Raw genomic sequence first — 18908 nt, forward strand, 5'->3', positions numbered from 1 at the left:
CTCGCTCCCGAGCCCGCCCCCGGTCCCAGCCCCCGACCAGTATGACGAGCGATCAGCCGACTTTGTACGCGGCTGCGGGCGAGCCGGGGCCGAGCCGTGACACGGCCGGGAGATTGTCTCCGGGCGGGAGGGGCCCCGCACGCCCGTGCGGGCGACCGGGGCGCGGTGCCCATGACACACCGCGGGGGCTCGCGGCGACGGTCACCCGGCGCGCCGCCGACGCACCCTGTATGGGCGCACGACGACACGACAGGGCGCGCGAACCCGGCGCGCACGCCGCTTCGACAGCGTGCGCGCCGAGGGGGTCCGGGCTCGGCCGGGCGGGACGCTCAGCCGCGCAGGGCCGACAGGAAGATGCCGGGCAGCGCGGACACCCGGCCCGTGGCGGCGTACGCGGTCAGCCTGCGCATCGTCGTACGGCCCGTGCGGTTCGTGACGAAGTACGGCGGCCGGGGCGACAGCGAGGGCGACCCGGTGAGAAGGCCGCGGGGCGCCGGCGCGAACGGCGCCCGCAGCACGGTCTTCTGCACGTCCTCCAGCATGAAGGCGTTGTGCACGAAGCCGATGCCGCTGCCGATGTCCTGGCGCGTATGTCCGGGGAACGCGCCCCACGGCGTGTAGCCGAGCAGAAAGCCGAACGCCGACCAGCAGTTGACGCCGAGCGTCCCGTAACGCAGCGCGGAGATCGCTTCGTTCACCGCGGCCGGGTGCGCACGCTCGGTGCGGGGGTGGACGAGCAGGGTCGCCCCGAGCGTGCCGGGCAGCCGGGATTCCGCGAACTCCGTCGCCGCGCGGAGGAACTCCGGCGCGTCCTCGCCCGGCAGCCGGACGACGCCCAGGGCGCTGGCGAAGACCTCGTCGGTGAGCATCGGGTCGTCGAGGTCGGCGATGTCGGACACGAGGAGGCGGCAGGCTCCCTCACCGAGCGCCTCGGCCTCCGGGTGGGCCCGGGTCACGGCGTCCAGGCGGTCGGCCGCGCCGGGGTAGTAGTCGCGGCGGTCCGGCAGCTCGCGCAGCAGCCGGCGGATCTCGGCGAGCAGCCGTTCCGTGCCGTCCCAGTCGCGGGGCACGACAAGGATCTGGGTGGCGATGCAGTTGTGGCCGGAGTTGTTCATCTTGCTGGTCACGATGTGTTCGGCCTGGTAGCGGAAGTCGGCCGCGCTCCACGGCCCCGGCGTCACGATGCAGGGGCTCACACCGCCCAGTTCGCTCGTCAGGGGCTTGTCGACGCGGGGCGTGTTCTCGCGGCGGCGCTCGTCGGCCCGTTCGTCCGTGCCCCAGACGATGGCGTCGTGGGTGCGTTCGCTGCCGGTGACGTGGATGGCGTCGACCTGGTCGTGGGCGGTGAGGTACGCACCCGTCTCCGCTCCCCCGTCGACGAAGCGGACCCAGCCGCCGTCCACGAACTCCTCGAAGATCTTCTCGAAGTGGGGCCGGAGGTAGTCGTTGACCGGGTTCATCTTGGCGAGGACGACCTGCCCCTCCGCGTACAGCTTGTGCAGGACGTCCAGCGGGGTGATCGAGGGGACGTTCCCCGCGCCGAGCACCAGCCCGACGGCCGGCCCGGGCCGGGCTCCCCGGTACGGGCGGGCGGCCCGCTCCCGTACCTGCTCGGGTGTGGTCCCCGGGGCGATCCACACCTGTGCCGTGAAGCCGTTGAGCAGGAGGCGGTCGGAGACGGTCACCGGGAACACGTCGACCACGGTCCGGCTGTCCAGGTCCCGGACCGCGCCGGCGGGCAGCGGCTCCTTGCCGGCAGCTATCCGGCGCAGGACGTGGAGGTACGCGCCCACGGTCTGGGCGAGCGCCCAGGGCGCGGTCACCCAGTCCTCCGCGGCCCATCCGGCCGTCACCTCGTACCCCTTGGCACGGGCGGCGTCGGCGACCATGGCGGGCGCGGCGGCTTCGATCCGCGGGAGCAGGCGCTCCAGCAGACCGATCCGCTGCTCCACCGGGGTGGCGGTCCAGGTACCGGCGTTCGCGCGCAGATCGGCGAGCGCGCGGTCGAGGGGAACGGTGTCGAGGGCCTGGGCGGTGGTCAAGGAACAACTCCTCAGGTGGGGCGGACGGTTGGGGCCGGCGGTCGGCCGTCGAGCCGGGCGACGTCCCGCTGGGGGTCGACCAGCAGGAAGGACGCCGCGGCACCGAGGGCCAGGAGCAGCCCCGACAGTACGACGGCGGTCTGGTACCCGTCGGTGCCCCGGGCGTCGACCAGGGCTCCGACGACGGCGGGCGCGGCGAGACCGGCCGCCGTGACCACCGCGTTCATGGTGCCAAGTGCGCCGCCCGCGCGGGAGGGCGGTGCCAGTTCCGCGACGGTGGTCGCGGCGACCGTCGCGTAGGAACCCCCGAGGCCGAAGCCCAGGGCGACCAGGACGGTGGTCGCCGTCCTGCCGTCCGCGAGCGGCAGGGCCAGACAGCAGGCGGCGCCGAGGGCGAGCAGCCCGCCGCCCACCCATCCGCGGGCCCGCCGGCTGCCGGCGCCACGGCGCATCAGGCGCCCGGTGATGCCCGCCTGGGCGAGCAGGGCGAGGGCCCCGACGAGCCAGGGGGCGACGACGACGGTGCCCGCCAAGTCCGTCGGATATCCCAGGGCGTTGCGCAGATAGGAGGGCAGCCAGACGAGCATCAGGGCCACGGACCAGTAGCTGGTGAAGTAGGCGAGGGTGACGCCGATCCAGGTCCGGCTGGCGAAGATCTTCCGGTACGGCGCGTCCGTCCGGGTCTCCGGCGACCGGGGGGCTTGCGCATCCGGACGGGCGTCCGTGGCGACGCCGGGACCGGCGGTCGGTCCCGCTTGCGTACCGACACTCGACCCCGCCTCCGTCCCGACACTCGACCCCGCCCCCGCGCCGGCTTCGGAACCGACGACGTGACCGCCGTCGGCGCCGAAAGCCGCCCAGGCCGCGGCCCAGACCAGTCCCGCGGCGGCGAGGGTCCACAGGGCCGCCCGCCATCCGTGATGCTGGATCATCCAGGACAGTCCGGGCGCGGAGACGATCACACCGAGGGTGACGCCCAGCGTGACCAGCGCGCCGGGCAGATTGCGCCGCTCGTCGGGGAACCACGCGAGGGTCGCCTTTTGAGCCACAGGGAACGCGGGCCCTTCCGCCGCGCCGAGGAGGACCCGCGAGACGACCAGGACCGCGAGGCCGCCGCCGAACGCGGCCGGCACCTGGGCCACCGACCACAGGACGGCCATCACGAGGATGAGCGTCTTGGTCGACAGCCGGTCGGCGGCGAGTCCCACAGCGACCGCCGCCACGGAGAAGAGCAGGAAGAACGCGCTGTTGGCGATACCGAACTCAGTGGCACTCAGGTGCAGGTCGGAGCGGATCTCGTCGGCGGCCAGACCGAGCACGGACTTGTCCGCGAAGTTGACCATCATGAAGACGACGAGCAGCGCGGTCACCGTCCAGGCGCGGGTGCCGCCGCCGGTGGCCGGGGAGGTCCCGGCCGGGGGCCGGTGCACGGTGGGTACCGCGGTCATGGAAGTCCTTTCACGGGTGTTTCGTCCTGCGCATCGGAGAGGAACGCCGGTTGAGCCGGTGCGGGCCGGACGCGCGGTGGCGGCCGGACCCCGACCGGGTTCAGGACAGCGGGACGCCCGCGATGGCGATGCGCTCCATGACGCGGCGCCGCGGGTAGTAGTCGTTGATCGCGTAGTGCTGGGTCGCGATGTTGTCCCAGACGGCGATCGAGTCGGGCTCCCAGCGGAAGCGGACCTGGTACTCGGGGATGCGCGCCTGGAGCACCAGGATGTCGAGCAGTTCCCGGCTCTCCGCGTCCGTCAGGCCCTGGATGCGGGTGGTGAAGGGCTCGTTGACGTACAGGGTCCTGCGGCCGCTGCGCGGATGGCGCACGGCGACGGGGTGTTCGGCGAGCGGCCACAGCTCACGGAAGGCGGCCTTCTGCTCGGCGTTCATGAGCGCGCCCCAGCTGGGTTCCCAGTCGTGGACGGCGGTGAGGTGCTCGATGCGCTCCTTCATCGCGTCGGGCAGGTTGTCGTAGGCGGCGGCCATGTCCGCCCACATGGTGTCGCCGCCAGCGGCGGGGACCTCGACCGCGCGCAGCACGGAGCCGAGCGCGGGGTTGGCCATGAAGGAGTGGTCGCTGTGCCAGATGTTCTTGTTGCCCGCGGCCTTGGCGTCCTTGGCGAGTCGGGAGACACCGGCGGTCTCCGTCTTCGGGAAGAAGGGGTTCGGCTCCGGGGAACCCCAGACGGCGGAGAGCGCGAGCTGATGTCCGGCGGTGAAGCCGGTCTGGTTCCGGAAGAAGATCACCTTCCATTCCAGCAGCGCCCGCCTCAGCTCCTCGGCGAGCACGTCGTCGATCGGGCGGGTGAGATCGACCCCGCCGAGCACGGCGCCGAAGTGCGGGGTGAGCGGGGCGATCTCCAGACGCTCGAAGGCGGCCGGCTCGGCACCGGGGGCGAGCCGTTCCAGGACGCGGCTTCCGTAGTGCATGAGCGGCTTGTCCAGTACGGGCTTCGGGCGCTCGACAGGACTGGTCACGACAGGGTGCACGGGGGTTCCTCCCGATGGTGAAACCAAATACGTAACCGGCAGTATCGATATTGCGGAGCCGTAGGGCAAGAGGGTGCGACGGGTCGGTTTTCGCGAGGGCTTCGAGCACGTCGAGGGTCGTGCGGCCCCCCACCGCGGGCCGCGCCGATCGGGTCCCGGCCGTTGCGCGGGGAGGTAGCGTTGCCGGGTGGCGACGAGCGAGGCGTACGAGCGGGTGGGCGAGGCGGCGTGGTCCTGGGTGCTGGACCAGGTGCGCGAGGACGAGGGACCTTGGCTCCCGGAGACGGTGCCCGGGGACGGCCAGGACGCGACCCCGGCGAAGGACCGCGACTCGCTGTACTCGGGGATCGCCGGCCTGGCACCGGTGATGGCGGAGATCGCGCTGCACCGTGAGCGGACCGAGCGGGAACGGGACCTGGCCGAAGGGATCGTGACCCGGCTGTCGGCCGTGGCCGAGGGAAGCGCCGAGCCGTCGCTGTACGACGGACTCGCCGGCTACGGCACGGCGCTGCGCCTGCTCGCGCCGGGCACGGAATCCGCCGCCCTGCGACGGCTCGACGACCTGAGGACCGCCGAGGGCTGGAGGACGACCCTCGAGTTCGAGCCGGGCTCCGACGCCCCGCTGAACGACATCATCATGGGTTCCGCGGGCATCGTCATGACGGCGGTCTGGGCGGGGGGAGAGTTCGCGGAGACGATCGCGACGACGGGTTGCGAGGCGCTGTTGCGTACCGCGGACCGCACGGAGGCGGGCCTGGACTGGGGCATCGCGGCGCGTACGGAGTCGCGGGCGCCCAACTACTCCCACGGCGCCGCCGGGGTGGCCGCCGCCCTGGCCGTAGCGGGTGCGGCGCTGGACCGGGAAGACTTCGTCGAGGCGGCGGTCGCGGGAGCCCGGCACGTCGTGTCGGTGGGCATACTCGACGACGGCGGATTCGTCGTACCGCACACCATCCCGCCGTCGAAGCGCGAGGTGGAGCCCCTCACCTACACCTGGTGCCACGGCCCGGCCGGGACCTCGCATCTGTTCGCCGCGCTGTCGCACGCCGGTGTCACGGAGGTGGCCGGACTCCAGGTCGACGAGCTGCGTCGGCGCTGTCTGACCTCCCTCCTCACGTCGGGCATTCCCGAGCGGCTGCGCCCCGGGTTCTGGGACAACGACGGCCGGTGCTGCGGCACGGCGGGGGTCGGCGACGTACTTCTGGACGCCGCACAGGACTACGCGGGCACCGACTGGGCGGAGGAACTACTGCGCGGGGCCCGCAGGATGGGCGACGCGCTGATGGAGCGGGCGGTCCAGGACGAGTCGGGTGCCCGCTGGCGCTTCGTGGAGTACCGGAACGACGAGCCCCTGCTGCCGCCGGGCACCGCGTGGATGCAGGGCGCGTCGGGCATCGCGGCCTACCTTCTGCGCCTCGCCCGGTTCATCGAGACGGGTCCGGCAACTCCCGTGGTGGACCGGCCCGATCAGTGGTGGGCCGTGCCGGGCGAGGTACGGCTGACGGCTCGGGGGAGCTGAGGCGGACGCCTCGGGCAGCGGCTGACGGTCAGGGCCGGACGGCCACCGCTCGGGCGATCATGTCCACCATCGAGTCGACGAGCGCCTCGTCCGGCAGTCGCTGCTCTCCGACCATCCGGAAGACCAGCGAGGCCGCGACCAGGGTCGAGGCGTCCGCCAGATCGACGTCGGGACGCACTTCCCCCCGGGCGACACCCCGCTCCAGCAGGTGCCGCGTCTGGCTCATGACCCGTTCCGTGTACGCCCGGTAGGCGGCGGGCTCGGCACCCGCCTCGGCGGACGCGCCGATCACCCCGGCGAGCAGGCGGGCGACACCGGGCTGACGGTACGCCTCCATGCGCGCGGTCAGGACGGCACGCAGCTCGGCCCGGAAGTCACCCATGTCCGGCACGCTCAGCGACCCGATCCGCGATTCGGCGGCGGCGATGACGAGGTCCTGCTTGGTGGGCCAGCGCCGGTACATCGCGGGCTTGCTGACCCCGGCGCGGGCGGCGACGGCGTCCATGGTGAGGGCGCCCATGCCGCTCTCCGTCACCAGCGCCACGACGGCGTCGAGCACCGCCGCGGTCACATGTTCCTGCCGCGGCCGTCCCGGCCCCCGCCGTACGCCCTCCACTCGCTGCTCCGCCATACCGCGACCCTAGTCGACGCCCCGGGACGGCTCTCCCGACGTTCGTCGGCGGTCGTACCGGCTCTGGCGGGAAGCTCTGAATGATGGTTCACTTCTTTCATGCCGTACCGCAAGACCCCTTCCGAGGTCCGCCGGCTGGAAGCCGCCCGAGAGCACCTCGTCACCTGTGCCACCGCGGTCGTCGCCGAGGTGGGCTGGGCGCAGACGTCCGTGACCGCGGTCGCCGACTCGGCCGGCATCGCGGCCGGCTCGGTGTACCAGCACTTCCCGTCGAAGGCGGCCCTCGCCGTCGAGGTGTTCCGGCGCGCCGCGGGCCGCGAGGTGGACGTGCTCGGCGAGGTCCTGACCGGCGAGGGCGACCCCGTCGAACGCCTCGCCCGCGGGATCGAGGTGTTCGCCCGCCGTGCGCTGGAGAACCGCGGGCTGGCCTACGCCCTGCTCGCCGCCCCGGCCGAGGCGGCGGTGGGCGCGGAACGGCTCGACTTCCGGCGCCGCTACCGCGCGTTGTTCGCCGAGGTGGTGCGCGAGGGCATCGCCGCGGGGCTGCTGCCCGCCCAGAACGGCGAGATCACCGCCGCGGCGCTCACCGGCGCGGTCGGCGAGGTCCTCGTGGATCCGCTCGGCGCCCCGGGCGGGCAGTCGTCCGACGAACTCCTCGCGGAGCTCACGGCGATGGCGTTGCGGTGCGCGGGGGCGGCTGCCGCACCGGGGCGCTCGGACGAGCCCTAGGGCCTGTCTGACAATTCCCGTCTGCCCGGCCCTGTCGCCGGAGGCGTCGACCGCCGGGCCCGTCACGCGGGCTCGCTGGACCCGGCCCCCTCGGAACGGAGTCACCGCCGCTCCGGGTCCTGACCCACACAACTTCCCGCCTGCCCCTAGTCAGTTCCGCCGCTCCTCCACCCCGCACCCGACCTTCCGCAGCTCCGCCGACCGCCTACGGAGGCTTTCCGTATGACCGAGACCATCACGGAAGACGGCCGCACCGGCCGCACCGGCCGTCCCAGCGCCGTGACGCATGAAGTGACCAACCAGGCACCGCCGTTGACCGGTCACGACGCGGCGGCCGACCCCGTACTGCTGGAAGGCGTGAGCCGCGAGGGCGCCGCGTGGCACGTGGACGAACTCCACCGGTTCGGCCGGTACGTGGGCAGCGCGGAGGCGCGGACGTGGGCCGAGCAGGCCAACCGCCACGAACCCGAACTGCGCACCCACGACCGCTACGGCCATCGCGTGGACGAGGTCGAGTTCCACCCCGCGTACCACGCGCTGATGGACGCGTCGGTGAGTGCGGGCCTCGCGGGCGCCGCCTGGGCCGACGAGCGTCCCGGCGCCCATGTCGCGCGGGCCGCGGGCTTCATGCTGGCCACGATGCTGGAGCCGGGTCATCTGTGCCCGGTCTCCATGACGTACGCGGTGGTCCCGGCCCTGCGCCACTCCCCCGAGCTCGCCAAGACCTACGAGCCCCTGCTCACCAGCCGCGTGTACGAATCCGGGCTGCGGACCCCGGCCGAGAAGCCCGGCCTGCTCGCCGGCATGGGGATGACCGAGAAGCAGGGCGGCAGCGACGTACGGGCCAACACGACCACCGCGGTCGAGGAGGGCGACGGCACCTGGCGGCTGCGCGGCCACAAGTGGTTCACCAGCGCCCCTATGAACGACCTCTTCCTCGTGCTCGCGCAGGCGCCGGGCGGGCTCTCCTGCTTCCTGGTCCCGCGGGTGCTGCCGGACGGAAGCCGCAACACCTTCCGCATCCAGCGGCTCAAGGACAAGCTCGGCAACCGCTCCAACGCGAGCAGCGAGCCGGAGTTCGACGACACGGTGGGCTGGCTCGTCGGCGCCGAGGGGAAGGGCGTGCGCACCATCATCGAGATGGTGACCATGACCCGGCTGGACTGCGTGCTCGGCTCCGCCGCCGGCACCCGCGCGGCCCTCGCCGAGGCCGCCCATCACGCGCGTCACCGCTCCGCGTTCGGCGCCAGGCTGATCGACCAGCCGCTCATGCGCAACGTCCTGGCCGATCTGGCGCTGGAGTCGGAGGCCGCCACCACCCTCGCCCTGCGGCTCGCCGGCGCCGCGGACCGCGCCCAGCGCGGGGACGACGGGGAGCGCGCGTTCCTGCGTCTGGCCACCGCCGTCGGGAAGTACTGGGTCTGCAAGCGCCAGCCCGTCGCGGTCGCCGAGGCCCTCGAATGCCTCGGCGGCAACGGCTACGACGAGGCTTCGGGCATGCCCCGGCTGTACCGCGAGGCCCCGCTGAACAGCATCTGGGAGGGCTCCGGGAACGTCACCGCCCTCGACATGCTGCGGGCGCTCACGCGCGAGCCCGGCTCGATGGACGCGTACCGCGCGGAGGTCGAGGCGGCCACCGGCACCGACCGCCGGTTCGACGCCGCCTGGCGGGAGTTGCGGGACGAGCTCGTCGTCACGGAGGACGCTCCCCTGCGCGCCCGCCACGTCGCGGAACGCGCCGCCCTCGTCCTCCAGGGCTCCCTGCTCGTCCGCCACGCACCCCCCGCGGTGGCCGACGCCTTCTGCGCGTCCCGCCTGGCCGGCGACCGCGGCCTGGCCTTCGGAACCCTGTCCCCGGGTACGGACTTCGCGGGGGTACTGGAACGACTTCCGGCCTGACGGCCTGACGGCCTGACGAGCGGACAGGTGGACGACTGAACGGGTGGACGGCTCGGACCACCGACGGGGACCGGCCGGCGGTCCCGGCCACTCCGGCCTGTCGTCCCGGCCGGGCGTCGGGGCGGTGGCCCGACCCGAGCGGGGCTGAGGTCCCAACCGAGCGGGGCCGAGCTCCCACCCGAACGGGCTGATACCCCCGGCCCGTTCGGGGCGGCCGCCACCCGTGATCACATTGGCCAAAACCGCCCTGCCTGTCATGACCACGACCTGTGATGATCTTTGCTCGTCCCCCGGCCGACCGGGCCGGGGCGAGGGAGGGATCAGCATGCACATCACACGAACGGGCATGGGCACAGCCGTCGCGATCACCGCCGCTCTGGGGGTGAGTCTGGCGACCGCCGGACCCGCCGCGGCCGCGGACGGAGCCTGGCGCGCCTACGGCAACACGAATCCGATCACTTCCAGCTCCAGCACGTGGCGTTGCGCCAGTACCAAGGAGGTCGCCGACAATGTGCACGCGCAGGTCTGTGCGATCAGGTCGGCGGCAGGAAACTCCGTGCAGGGGGCGGTGATCGTGCGCAACGACCGGTCCAGCCTCTACAGCCTGGCGGCCTACATGGACCTGCGTACCTCCTCCGCCAACCTGGGCCTCTGGGAGTGCTCGTCCTCAGGGGTCGGGGCGAACTCCTGGTCGGTGTGCTTCGGGAAGACCCTCACCCAGAGCAGCGCGGTCGACTCGGCGGGCTCGGCCGGGGCCATCTCCCTTGGCGTGTCGCCCAGCGTCTGAGCCGGACCACCGTCACCGCGAGGATGGTGCAGGGCCGGCCGTCGCGTTCCGTCGTCCGCCACGGATCCCTTCCGCTCGCGTCAGACCCGCCGATGACCCGGGTCGCCCGCCGCCGGGCCGCCCTCCAGGACCGGGCGCCGGCGGAGCCGTACGGCGTCGATTATGTGCTCGCCCATCGGATCGGAGTCCAGGTGGGGGTGGGCGTCGATCCGGAGGCGGCGTCCGCCCTGGGAGACCACGTGGTAGGCGAGCACCTTGCCGCCGAAGAGCTTGGCTCCGGGGATCTGCCGTGAGAGCACGAGGCGGTCGACGTCGTCCCAGGTGACGGCCAGAGGGCGGCCGTAGGAGGTGTAGACGAGCCCGTTGGCGTACAGGTGCGTGCGGACGAACCCCTTAGGCATTCTCCACAGCATCACGGGAAGCGCGATGATCGTCAGGATCAGCCCCGCGAGCAGGTAGAGCACCAAGGTGGACGCCAGCTTGTCGAGGCCCGGTATGTCGGACCCGGTCTTGCTCAGGACCCAGTTCACCCCCCACAGCGCTCCTACGATCACCGCGCCGACGGCCACGACGCCGACCACGATCTCCAGCGGGCTGGTGTTCTTGCGGGTGAAGACGTGGTCGCCCAGGGAACGCTCCTCCGCGAGGCGGGTGACGCGGGCGGACGGGGCGTACCCCTTCATCTCGGCGGCGCCGGGGACTCGTTTGATGACGGCCACCCCCAGGACCGTGAGGGCCAGCCCCGCGAGAAGAACCGTGGCGGCGGACGAGGCCGGGGTGTCGCCGAAGATCAGCACCCCGAGGCCGTACAGCATCGTCGCCAGGCCGCCGAGCACCACCAGCAGCATCAGGCAGCCGAGGTTCAACAGAGGCCCCTCGGAGTGTTGTTGCGCTTCGTCCGTCATGGTGTCCCCCAGAGAATTCGTGGATGTCGACGCCGACGGTAGCCGCTCTCCGGTGGTCGGCCGGGCCTCCTGCCCCCGCCGTGACAGTGGCTCCCGCACCACCCGGGGCGCACCCTCTCCACGGGTACGGCTCAGTGGCTCGTGGGACGCGGGCGGCCGAGCGCGAACCGGCTCGGTCCGGGTTCTCCGCGGACCAGCGCGGCCGCCAACTCTCCGACGACCGAGGCGAACTTGAAGCCGTGCCCGGAGAACCCTCCCAGCACGGTGACCGGGCCCTGCCGGTCGATGACGAAGTCGTGGTCGGGGGTGGTGGTGTACAGGCAGGTCACGGCCTCGGGCGCGGTGTGGTCCACGCCGGGGAGCCAGCGCTCGGCGTACGCCGCCAGCTCCCGCAGGACCGCGGTGTCCGGGGTACGGTCGCGCCGGTCGGGGTCGACGACCGGGCCGACGCCGTGGAAGCCCGCCTTGACCCCGTCGGTGCTGCCGAGTCCGTACACCCCGTCCGCGGTGAGTCCGTTCATGGGCAGCGCGGCGCCCGGGTGATGAATGTAGCTGGGCCAGGCGAGCGGGTCCGCCGCGGGGAAGTGCGCGGGCTGCTCCTGGGTGACACGCAGCGCTGGTACGCCGCCGACCAGCGGAGTGGTGCCTCCGCCCAGCATTCCGGGCGCCCAGCCCCCGACCGCGACCACGACCGCGTCGGCCCGCAGTTCCTCCTCCGTGTCCGTGACCACCCGGACCTCGGCGTCGCCGTGCACCGACAGCCCGGTCACCCGGACGCCGTGCCGGACCTCCGCGCCGTGGGCCCGCGCAGCCTGCTGGAAGGCGGCGACCGCGTCGTCGGCGTGCAGGCGTCCGGCCTCGGGGTGGAAGACCGCACCGGTGTCGGCGCGCAGCCCCGGCCAGCGCTCGGCAACCTCCTCCGGGGCCAGCCGCTCGACAGGGCGTCCGGCGGCGGTCAGCGCCTCGTACAGTGCCTCGGTCGTGGCAGCCGGGCCGTGGTCGACAGCTCCGGTGAGGGTGAGCACCTGCCGTCCCGTCTCCTGCTCCAGCAGCCGCCACAGCGGCAGCGACCGCACGGCGAGGTCGACGTAGAAGGGGTCCGTGTAGGCCAGCCGGAAGATCCGCGAGGTGCCGTGCGAACTGCCCTGGTCGTGACCGGCCGGGAATCGCTCCAGCAGGGTGACCCGGTCACCCCGGGCAGCAAGCCGCCACGCGGCGGACGAGCCCATGACCCCGCCACCGATGACGACGACTCGACGAGAAGACACGACGCTCGATCCTTTGATGGACACCCCGAACCACCGGACAACCGGCCACCCCAGGACTTTCCGGTGGCTGCAACCCACAACTTTCTATCAGCCACCGCCCTGGCTTGGCCTCACACGGTCTCTCCGCCCACCGTGAGGCGGCGCCGCCACCAAAGGTCGGCACGCCACTGCCTGCGACGGGCGAAGGGGTCCGGCAGCGTGCGCTCGAGGTAGACGGCGTCCAAGTGGGCCACTTGGCGCTTCAGCTCGGCACTGGGCCGCGGGGGCAGCCGCTGCAGAACCTCCTCGAGGACGTCGCGGGCATGCCGCACATCGCGGAAGGAACATCCGCGGCACGAGCAGTGCGTGTCCTGGGGATACAAGGGCCGCCGCCCCGGCGGTTGCAGGAACGCTCGATAGCGCCGCAGCGCGCGGACCGTGGCGCCGGGGAAGACGTAGTAGTCGCTCGAGAGGCCCTCGACTCGATGTATCGCCAGGCTGGTACGGGCGGAGAGCCCGTGGATCCGGCTCGGCGGCGGGTCCTCCCGGACGCGAGGACCCTGACGCCGGGCGCGCAGGGCACCGGGCCGTCTACGCGGCATCGGCCTTTCGGTATGCGGTCATAGCTGTCATCCTGCCAGCCCCGCGCCTACGGAGCCGGGGATTTGCGGAGAAGCCTTCAGGTGTGCGACCGGAACCGAACAAGGCAGCGTGGTTGTCACCCACGAGGCACGCGGCTTGTCACAACCGCTCATTCGGCAGCCCGTCCGTCACCAGTCCAGCGGCCGGCGGCTGGAGGGGTGCGCAGCCGTGGACGTTCGCCCTGGGGCCCGAACATGATCAGATACTCGACCGGTCCGTCGGATCCGGCGTTCGCGACCGCGTGGGGGACGCGGGTGTCGAACTCGATGACCTCCCCGGCCGTCAGGACGAGGTCCTGGCCGCCGAGTGCGAGTCGCAACCGCCCGTACAGCACGCACAGCCACTCATAACCCTCGTGGGACACCTGCCGGGACCGCCCGGGCGGCCCCGCGACGGCGGGCAGGACGTGCTTGTGGGCGTGCAGGCCGCCGACGTACCGGGTCAGCGGCACCACCGCCTTGTCGTCGCCGAGGCTGCGTGGCGCCGTGCTGCGGGGCTCGGCCGCGGGGACGGGTGCGCTGCCGACCAGTTCGTCCAGGGCGACGGCGTATTCCTTCGCCAGCTGCAGCACCACCTCCAGGGTGGGCTTGCGCCGGCCGGTCTCGATCCGCGACAGCGTGCTGGGCGAGATGCCGGTCGCGCGGCTGACATCGGCGAGGGTGGCACCACGGCGCTCGCGCACGACCCGCAGCCGCGGCCCCATCGCCGCCAGCGTCCGGGCCACGTCGTCATCTGCCACCGTCCCCGTTCCTTCCCGCCGTGGCCGCCGTCCCCGCGTGCCGCTTCATCGCCCTGTCCTGCAAGCTTGCCAGAATGGCAACGCTGATCGCGCCGAGTGGCCACCGCACCGCATGATCGACGGGTACCCGCCGGCCGCCCGCGAACCGAGGAGAAGTCCCCCATGCGATCCGAGCCGACCGCCGTACTGCGCCACCGCACCGTCGAGGTCCCGGCCGGGCGCCTGCACCTGGCAGAGCAGGGCACCGGCCCGCTGATCCTGCTCGTGCACGGCTTCCCCGAGTCCTGGTACTCCTGGCGCCGCCAACTCCCGGCCCTCGCCGCGGCCGGGTACCGCGCCGTGGCCATCGACGTACGCGGCTACGGCCGCTCCTCCAAGCCCGCAGCGACCGACGCCTACCGCATGCTCGACCTGGTGGAGGACAACGTCGCCGTCGTGCGTGCCCTCGGCGAGGAAAGCGCGGTGATCGTCGGCCACGACTGGGGCTCCAACATCGCCGCCGCCTCCGCCCTGCTCCACCCCGGAGTCTTCCGCGCGGTCGGCTTGCTGAGCGTCCCGTACGCGCCGCCCGGCGGCCCCCGGCCCACCGACATCTTCAGCCGGATCGGCGGCCCCGAGCAGGAGTTCTACGTCTCCTACTTCCAGGAGCCCGGCCGCGTCGAAGCGGAGATCGAGCCCGACGTCCGGGGCTGGCTCGCAGGCTTCTACGCGGCCCTGTCAGCCGACACCATGCCGGCCGAGGGCGAGCCCGGCCCGCACTTCGTCTCCCCGGGCCGTCAGCTGCGCGACCGTTTCCCCGCCGGCCCGCTCCCGGCCTGGTTGAGCGAGGAGGACCTCGATGTCTACGCCGGGGAGTTCGAGCGCACCGGCCTGACCGGCGCCCTCAACCGCTACCGCAGCATGGACCGCGACTGGGAAGACCTCGCACCCCACCGCGGAGCCTCGATCGAACAGCCCGCCTTGTTCATCGGCGGCACTCGGGACGCCTCCACCACCTGGATGGCCGACGCCATCGCCGCCTACCCCACCACCCTCCCCGCCCTGTCCGCCTCCCACCTCCTGGACGGCTGCGGCCACTGGATCCAGCAGGAACGCCCCGACGAGGTCAACAGCCTGCTGACCGACTGGCTCGCCACGCTCCAGCACTGAACCAGGCGAGCTACCCGGGCAGCCTGGCGGTGCGTTCCGGGTGGGCCTAGATGGGCGCGTGCCCGTCCGCCCGCAGATGCCGAACAGCCGCCCCGCACGCACTCCACGACGCCGATGACAACAAGCGTGCCCATGTGACAACCACCCTGCGTCGGCTCACCAGCGGTCTTGTGAGCCTTCGGCTCGCTGGTGCCAACTGGACCGCGCGAGTTCCAACCAGAAGTCCTCGTCGCGCAAACGTGTGACCAGGCTCGATAGTTGGCACCAGGTCACGTTCGTGACCTGCACCGATGCCAAGTGGCTTGAGCGGCTGGCCGCATGAAATCAGCAAGATGGTTGGCACTTTGGTACACCGCAGGTCACAACGGGATGTCCTCAATCACCGCCCAGTCGTCCGAATCGCCGCCGCCCGCCCCCGGTGCCCGTCGGCACGCTCGACCGCGGTCGGCTCGATGCACCTCTTCGCCCTGACCGCCGGCTGCGGAAGTGACGGTGGTTTGATGGTGATCCGAGCCGCGTTGAGTCGCTGCCGGCTCTGCTCAGGGCACTCGATGGGCGCCTTGGGCAGTTTTCGGGCCAGTGGGGCAGGGAGCCACCAGACCCATGTGCCGGGCATCGGTATGGTCGCGGGAACGATGAGGCATCGGACGACGACGGCGTCGAGCAGAACGGCAGCGGCAAGGCCGGGTCCGAAGCGCACGCCTGAGGAAGCAGTGTGCGGGAAAGGAAAGTGGCGGCCCGGGGGATTCGGCACGGCCTACTCGGTCAACCGGCTCTGTGCGAACAACAGGAGGTCCTCGCCCTCGATCTCGCGGGGCCGGCCGTCCGGTGTGTCCCATTCCGCGATGAACCACGCCCCGTGCCACTCGACCCGCCACACCTTGCCGTGACGGTTCTCGAACTCGACGAAGCTGCCCTCACCGCCCTCCATCAGCCGAAGCTCCTCCAGCAGGCGCTTCGGTTCGGTCAGGCCGCGTCCCGGGTTGCCGCTCCGGCCCCGGGTGCGCGTATTGGTGTAGCGCATCTTGAGAAAGGGGAGAGGTTCGCGGTCGAAGTTGTTCATCTTGAGCATGCGGTACCGGGAGACGGCCTCTTCGAGGGTCTCGTCTCCGGAGAACTCGCAGGAATGGGCGGGAAACGTCAGGCGGACGTGCGGAGTGAGGTCGGGATTCTCGACCCGGTAGAAGCCGTGCACCTGCGGCCCCACTCCCGCCACCACGTCGAACCGCCTTCCCCCGGGCGCCACGAACCCGCCGGCCGAGCCCAGATGGGGACGGCCCGCGAAGATGTCCTCCTCGTGCTCCCGCGCGAACGCCAGTGTGGCGACAGCCAGTTCCCGGTCGTACGAATTGCGGGCGCTGAGCTGGAGCAGCCGCCGGCCGTCAGCGGAGAGCGCGCCCGCGAAGTCGATCCCCGGAGCGGGTGACCAGTGCCAGGCGTCCGCCAGGCCGGGAAGCGACTCCACATCGCGGAAGCCGCTCACTACGGCACGGATGTCCATGGTTCCTCCACGATCAGGTGCATGAGTAGCCCTCTCCGACTTCCTGGATGTAGGTGTCCGTCATACGGCCACCGCCGCGTGAGTTCTCGCTCCAGTCCATCGGTTCCAGATGATCCGTGTTGTTGTAGAAGCCGTTGCGCGCCGCCCTGTCACTGAAGCGTCCTTCGCGGTTCCAGTGCTGGACCACCGGGTCCAGATGCTCGCGCTCCGTCCGAGCTGGTCTCCGCCGACGGCCGACAGCAGACATGGCCGCGTTGTCGACGCCAGTGCCGTGGTCGCCATGAAGTTCGCGTCGACGGTCACCGAGCAGACCCGGTCTTCCTGGAGGCGCGGCGGTCGAGTGGTGGGAAGTCGCGTTGTCCGTTCCGAAGTGCGGCGGGTCTCACGGGCCGTGCCGGAGCCAGTAGGCCTGGGCGGCCGTCAGGCGGAGACGGCGGGCTTCCAACGAGCGGTCGACCGGGCGGCCCTGCAGAACGGCGGCTGCAACTCACCCCTACGGACAGGGACCGAGGCTGCCGACAGCGGTGACCGATTCGCCACTGAACTGAACTGCCCGGACGACTCCGGACAGCTCGCCTGTCTGCGGGCGAAGAGCCCCGCCGACCTACTTGCCGCCCGGCAAAAGGTCGCCCAGAGCTCCTTTGTCTACGGCACCGCCGTACTGCCGAAGGACCCCTTGGCCCTGCTCAAGGAACGGAAGCTGACCGATCTGCCGATCGTCGTGGGCGGCACCTCCGACGAGTCCCAAGGGGGCGTCTTCAGCGCCTACGACCACCTCGGCCATCCCCTTCACCGCCGACGAGGTCCACGATCTCGTCGACCCGATCTACGCGCAGGGCGCGGATCGAGTGAAGGCCACCTACCCGGTCGAGGACTACTGGTCGCCTTCCGTGGCCGCGGGCGCCATCCAAAGCGGCCAGAGGACCTGCCAGGACCAGACACTGCGCGAACGGCTCGCCGCCGACACCAAGACCTATGCCTACGAGTTCGCGGAGAAGGACGGGCCGTCCTTCACCCCGATCTGGAGACTGGGCAACAGCGACTATCCGTTCGGCGCCACCCGCGTCAACGACCCCGGTTACCCGTGGGACTACCTCGGCACCGCCCTGCCCTTCAGTAGAAGACAAGAACGCCCGGCATGCCCGAACCTCACCAGCCCTGAGAAAGCATCAGGTCAGCAGCCTCAGACAGCCTGCAAGCCAGACCCGCTACCCTCCAGTCCGTGCCGACGATTCGGTGCCAACCATCCCGCTTTTGTGCCAACTAAAAAGCCTCGTCACACAACGCCCTACCGCCGGACCCGTGGCATCCCCAAGCCGATCCACGAGATGATCTCCCGCTGGATCTCGTTGTTGCCGCCGCCGAAGGTGAAGATCACGGCCGAGCGGTAGCCCCGTTCCAGTTCTCCGTGCAGGACCGCGCCGGCCGAGCCCTCCTTGAGGACGCCGGGGGCCCCGACGATCTCCATCAGCCAGGCGTACGCGTCCCGGCGCGCCTCGGAGCCGTACACCTTGACCGCGGAGGCGTCCTGCGGGGTGAGCGTCCCCTCCTGGACGGCGTTCACCATGCGCCAGTTGAGGAGTTTCATGGCGTCCAGCCGGGTGTGCGTGCGGGCGAGGAGGCGGCGCACCCACGGCAGGTCGACCACGCGGCGGCCGTCGGCCAGCTTGGTCTCCATCGCCCAGCGCTGGACGTCGTGCAGGGCCCGGATCGCCATGGTGCCGTGCGCGGCGAGCGTGACGCGCTCGTGGTTGAGCTGGTTGGTGATCAGCCGCCAGCCCTTGTTCTCCTCGCCGACCCTGCGCGAGGCGGGCACCTTGATGTTCTCGTAGTAGCTCGCCGTCGTGTCGTGCGAGGCGAGCGTGTTGATGAGCGTGCACGAATAGCCGGGGTCCGAGGTCGGCACCAGCAGCATGGTGATGCCCTTGTGCGGCGGGGCGTCCGGATCGGTGCGCACCGCGAGCCACACCCAGTCGGCCGTGTCGCCGTTGGTCGTCCAGATCTTCTGGCCGTCGACGGTGTAGTGGCCGGTCTCCTCGTCGCCCTCGCGGACCGCCCTGGTCCTGAGCGCGGCGAGGTCCGTCCCGGCGCCGGGCTCGCTGTAGCCGATGGCGAAGTCGATCTCGCCGGACAGGATCCTCGGCAGGAAGTACGCCTTCTGCTCCTGCGTGCCGAACCGCATGATGGTCGGCCCCACGGTGTTGAGCGCCATCAGCGGCAGGGGCACCCCGGCCTGGGCCGCCTCGTCGAAGAAGATGAACTGTTCCATCGGGCTCAGACCGCGCCCGCCGTACTCCTCGGGCCAGCCGACCCCGAGCCAGCCGTCCGCGCCGAGGCGTCGGATGGTCTCGCGGTAGAAGCGCTTCTGCGACGCCGGGTCCGCGTAGCGGGTGTAGGCGTGGTCCGGTACCAACTCGGCGAAGTAGAGACGAAGTTCGGTCCGCAGCCGCTGCTGTTCCGGCGTGTATTCGAGATGCACGGCGCCTCCTGCCACCCGGGCCCGACCTGACGGCGCACACCGTAGAACGTGTTACAGAAATTGGGAATGCCGACGGCGCAGAACTCGGGCGGGCGGGTGAGCGAGGAGAGCGGCCGGGTGTTCGCCGTCGACGACGAGGGGGCGGCACCCGGTCT

The 18908-nt window shown here is 71.7% G+C and carries 17 protein-coding genes and 1 pseudogene; 7 read left to right on the forward strand and 11 right to left on the reverse strand.

Annotated elements, in window-relative coordinates; genetic code table 11:
* Window positions 1–329: 329 nt before the first annotated feature.
* The 3 genes from IO36_RS03250 to IO36_RS03260 all read right to left on the reverse strand — a co-directional run bounded on the left by IO36_RS03250 (window position 330) and on the right by IO36_RS03260 (window position 4466).
* Window positions 330–2042, reverse strand: a complete 1713-nt coding sequence (locus tag IO36_RS03250; RefSeq protein WP_037615799.1) for an aldehyde dehydrogenase family protein — start codon at window positions 2040–2042, stop codon at window positions 330–332.
* 11 nt (window positions 2043–2053) lie between these two features.
* Window positions 2054–3490, reverse strand: coding sequence for an MFS transporter (locus tag IO36_RS03255; protein ID WP_051899944.1), 1437 nt, complete (start codon window positions 3488–3490; stop codon window positions 2054–2056).
* A gap of 100 nt (window positions 3491–3590) precedes the next feature.
* Complete coding sequence (locus IO36_RS03260; protein ID WP_051899978.1) at window positions 3591–4466, reverse strand: TauD/TfdA dioxygenase family protein; 876 nt, start codon at window positions 4464–4466, stop codon at window positions 3591–3593.
* A 247-nt stretch (window positions 4467–4713) separates the two neighbouring features.
* On the opposite strand from IO36_RS03260, the gene IO36_RS03265 reads away from it, so the two are divergent.
* Complete coding sequence (locus tag IO36_RS03265) at window positions 4714–6045, forward strand: lanthionine synthetase LanC family protein (protein ID WP_245173105.1); 1332 nt, start codon at window positions 4714–4716, stop codon at window positions 6043–6045.
* Window positions 6046–6073: 28 nt separating this feature from the next.
* Here IO36_RS03265 and IO36_RS03270 read toward each other — a convergent pair whose 3' ends face one another.
* The gene (locus IO36_RS03270; RefSeq protein ID WP_037615802.1) at window positions 6074–6676 is read right to left on the reverse strand and encodes a TetR/AcrR family transcriptional regulator; all 603 of its coding nucleotides are present in this window, start codon (window positions 6674–6676) and stop codon (window positions 6074–6076) included.
* Between the two features lie 99 nt (window positions 6677–6775).
* Between IO36_RS03270 and IO36_RS03275 the strand changes: the two genes are divergently transcribed.
* The 3 genes from IO36_RS03275 (at window position 6776) to IO36_RS03285 (ending at window position 10091) form a co-directional block, all read left to right on the forward strand.
* Window positions 6776–7405, forward strand: a complete 630-nt coding sequence (locus IO36_RS03275; protein ID WP_037615804.1) for a TetR/AcrR family transcriptional regulator — start codon at window positions 6776–6778, stop codon at window positions 7403–7405.
* A gap of 222 nt (window positions 7406–7627) precedes the next feature.
* Complete coding sequence (locus IO36_RS03280) at window positions 7628–9304, forward strand: isovaleryl-CoA dehydrogenase (protein WP_051899945.1); 1677 nt, start codon at window positions 7628–7630, stop codon at window positions 9302–9304.
* Window positions 9305–9629: 325 nt separating this feature from the next.
* Window positions 9630–10091, forward strand: a complete 462-nt coding sequence (locus tag IO36_RS03285) for a hypothetical protein (RefSeq protein ID WP_037615807.1) — start codon at window positions 9630–9632, stop codon at window positions 10089–10091.
* Window positions 10092–10171: 80 nt separating this feature from the next.
* Here the strand turns inward: IO36_RS03285 and IO36_RS03290 are convergent, their stop codons facing one another.
* The 4 genes from IO36_RS03290 to IO36_RS03305 form a co-directional block, all read right to left on the reverse strand.
* Complete coding sequence (locus tag IO36_RS03290; RefSeq protein WP_158997176.1) at window positions 10172–10996, reverse strand: hypothetical protein; 825 nt, start codon at window positions 10994–10996, stop codon at window positions 10172–10174.
* A gap of 131 nt (window positions 10997–11127) precedes the next feature.
* The gene (locus IO36_RS03295) at window positions 11128–12264 is read right to left on the reverse strand and encodes an FAD-dependent oxidoreductase (protein WP_245173106.1); all 1137 of its coding nucleotides are present in this window, start codon (window positions 12262–12264) and stop codon (window positions 11128–11130) included.
* A gap of 110 nt (window positions 12265–12374) precedes the next feature.
* On the reverse strand, window positions 12375–12845 hold the full coding sequence (locus IO36_RS03300; RefSeq protein ID WP_037615813.1) for a hypothetical protein: 471 nt from the start codon (window positions 12843–12845) through the stop codon (window positions 12375–12377).
* Window positions 12846–12994: 149 nt separating this feature from the next.
* Window positions 12995–13624, reverse strand: a complete 630-nt coding sequence (locus IO36_RS03305) for a helix-turn-helix domain-containing protein (protein ID WP_037615815.1) — start codon at window positions 13622–13624, stop codon at window positions 12995–12997.
* 162 nt (window positions 13625–13786) lie between these two features.
* Between IO36_RS03305 and IO36_RS03310 the strand changes: the two genes are divergently transcribed.
* Window positions 13787–14773: an alpha/beta fold hydrolase gene (locus IO36_RS03310; protein ID WP_037615819.1), complete on the forward strand. Its 987-nt coding sequence runs from the start codon at window positions 13787–13789 to the stop codon at window positions 14771–14773.
* Window positions 14774–15530: 757 nt separating this feature from the next.
* Here IO36_RS03310 and IO36_RS03315 read toward each other — a convergent pair.
* Window positions 15531–16274, reverse strand: a complete 744-nt coding sequence (locus IO36_RS03315; RefSeq protein ID WP_037615821.1) for a hypothetical protein — start codon at window positions 16272–16274, stop codon at window positions 15531–15533.
* A gap of 13 nt (window positions 16275–16287) precedes the next feature.
* Complete coding sequence (locus IO36_RS46640) at window positions 16288–16521, reverse strand: hypothetical protein (RefSeq protein ID WP_158997178.1); 234 nt, start codon at window positions 16519–16521, stop codon at window positions 16288–16290.
* A gap of 33 nt (window positions 16522–16554) precedes the next feature.
* Between IO36_RS46640 and IO36_RS49275 the strand changes: the two are divergent.
* Window positions 16555–17034: pseudogene (locus IO36_RS49275) on the forward strand (carboxylesterase family protein); the annotation flags it as partial.
* 88 nt (window positions 17035–17122) lie between these two features.
* The gene (locus tag IO36_RS47915) at window positions 17123–17665 is read left to right on the forward strand and encodes a hypothetical protein (RefSeq protein WP_245173107.1); all 543 of its coding nucleotides are present in this window, start codon (window positions 17123–17125) and stop codon (window positions 17663–17665) included.
* Here the strand turns inward: IO36_RS47915 and IO36_RS03325 are convergent.
* Window positions 17563–18753 carry an acyl-CoA dehydrogenase family protein gene (locus IO36_RS03325; RefSeq protein ID WP_037615826.1) on the reverse strand — a complete coding sequence of 397 codons (1191 nt, stop codon included), beginning with the start codon at window positions 18751–18753 and terminating at the stop codon, window positions 17563–17565. The genes IO36_RS47915 and IO36_RS03325 overlap by 103 nt on opposite strands.
* Window positions 18754–18908 lie beyond the last annotated feature (155 nt).

Source organism: Streptomyces aureus, assembly GCF_000725495.1.
GTDB lineage: Bacteria > Actinomycetota > Actinomycetes > Streptomycetales > Streptomycetaceae > Streptomyces > Streptomyces aureus_B.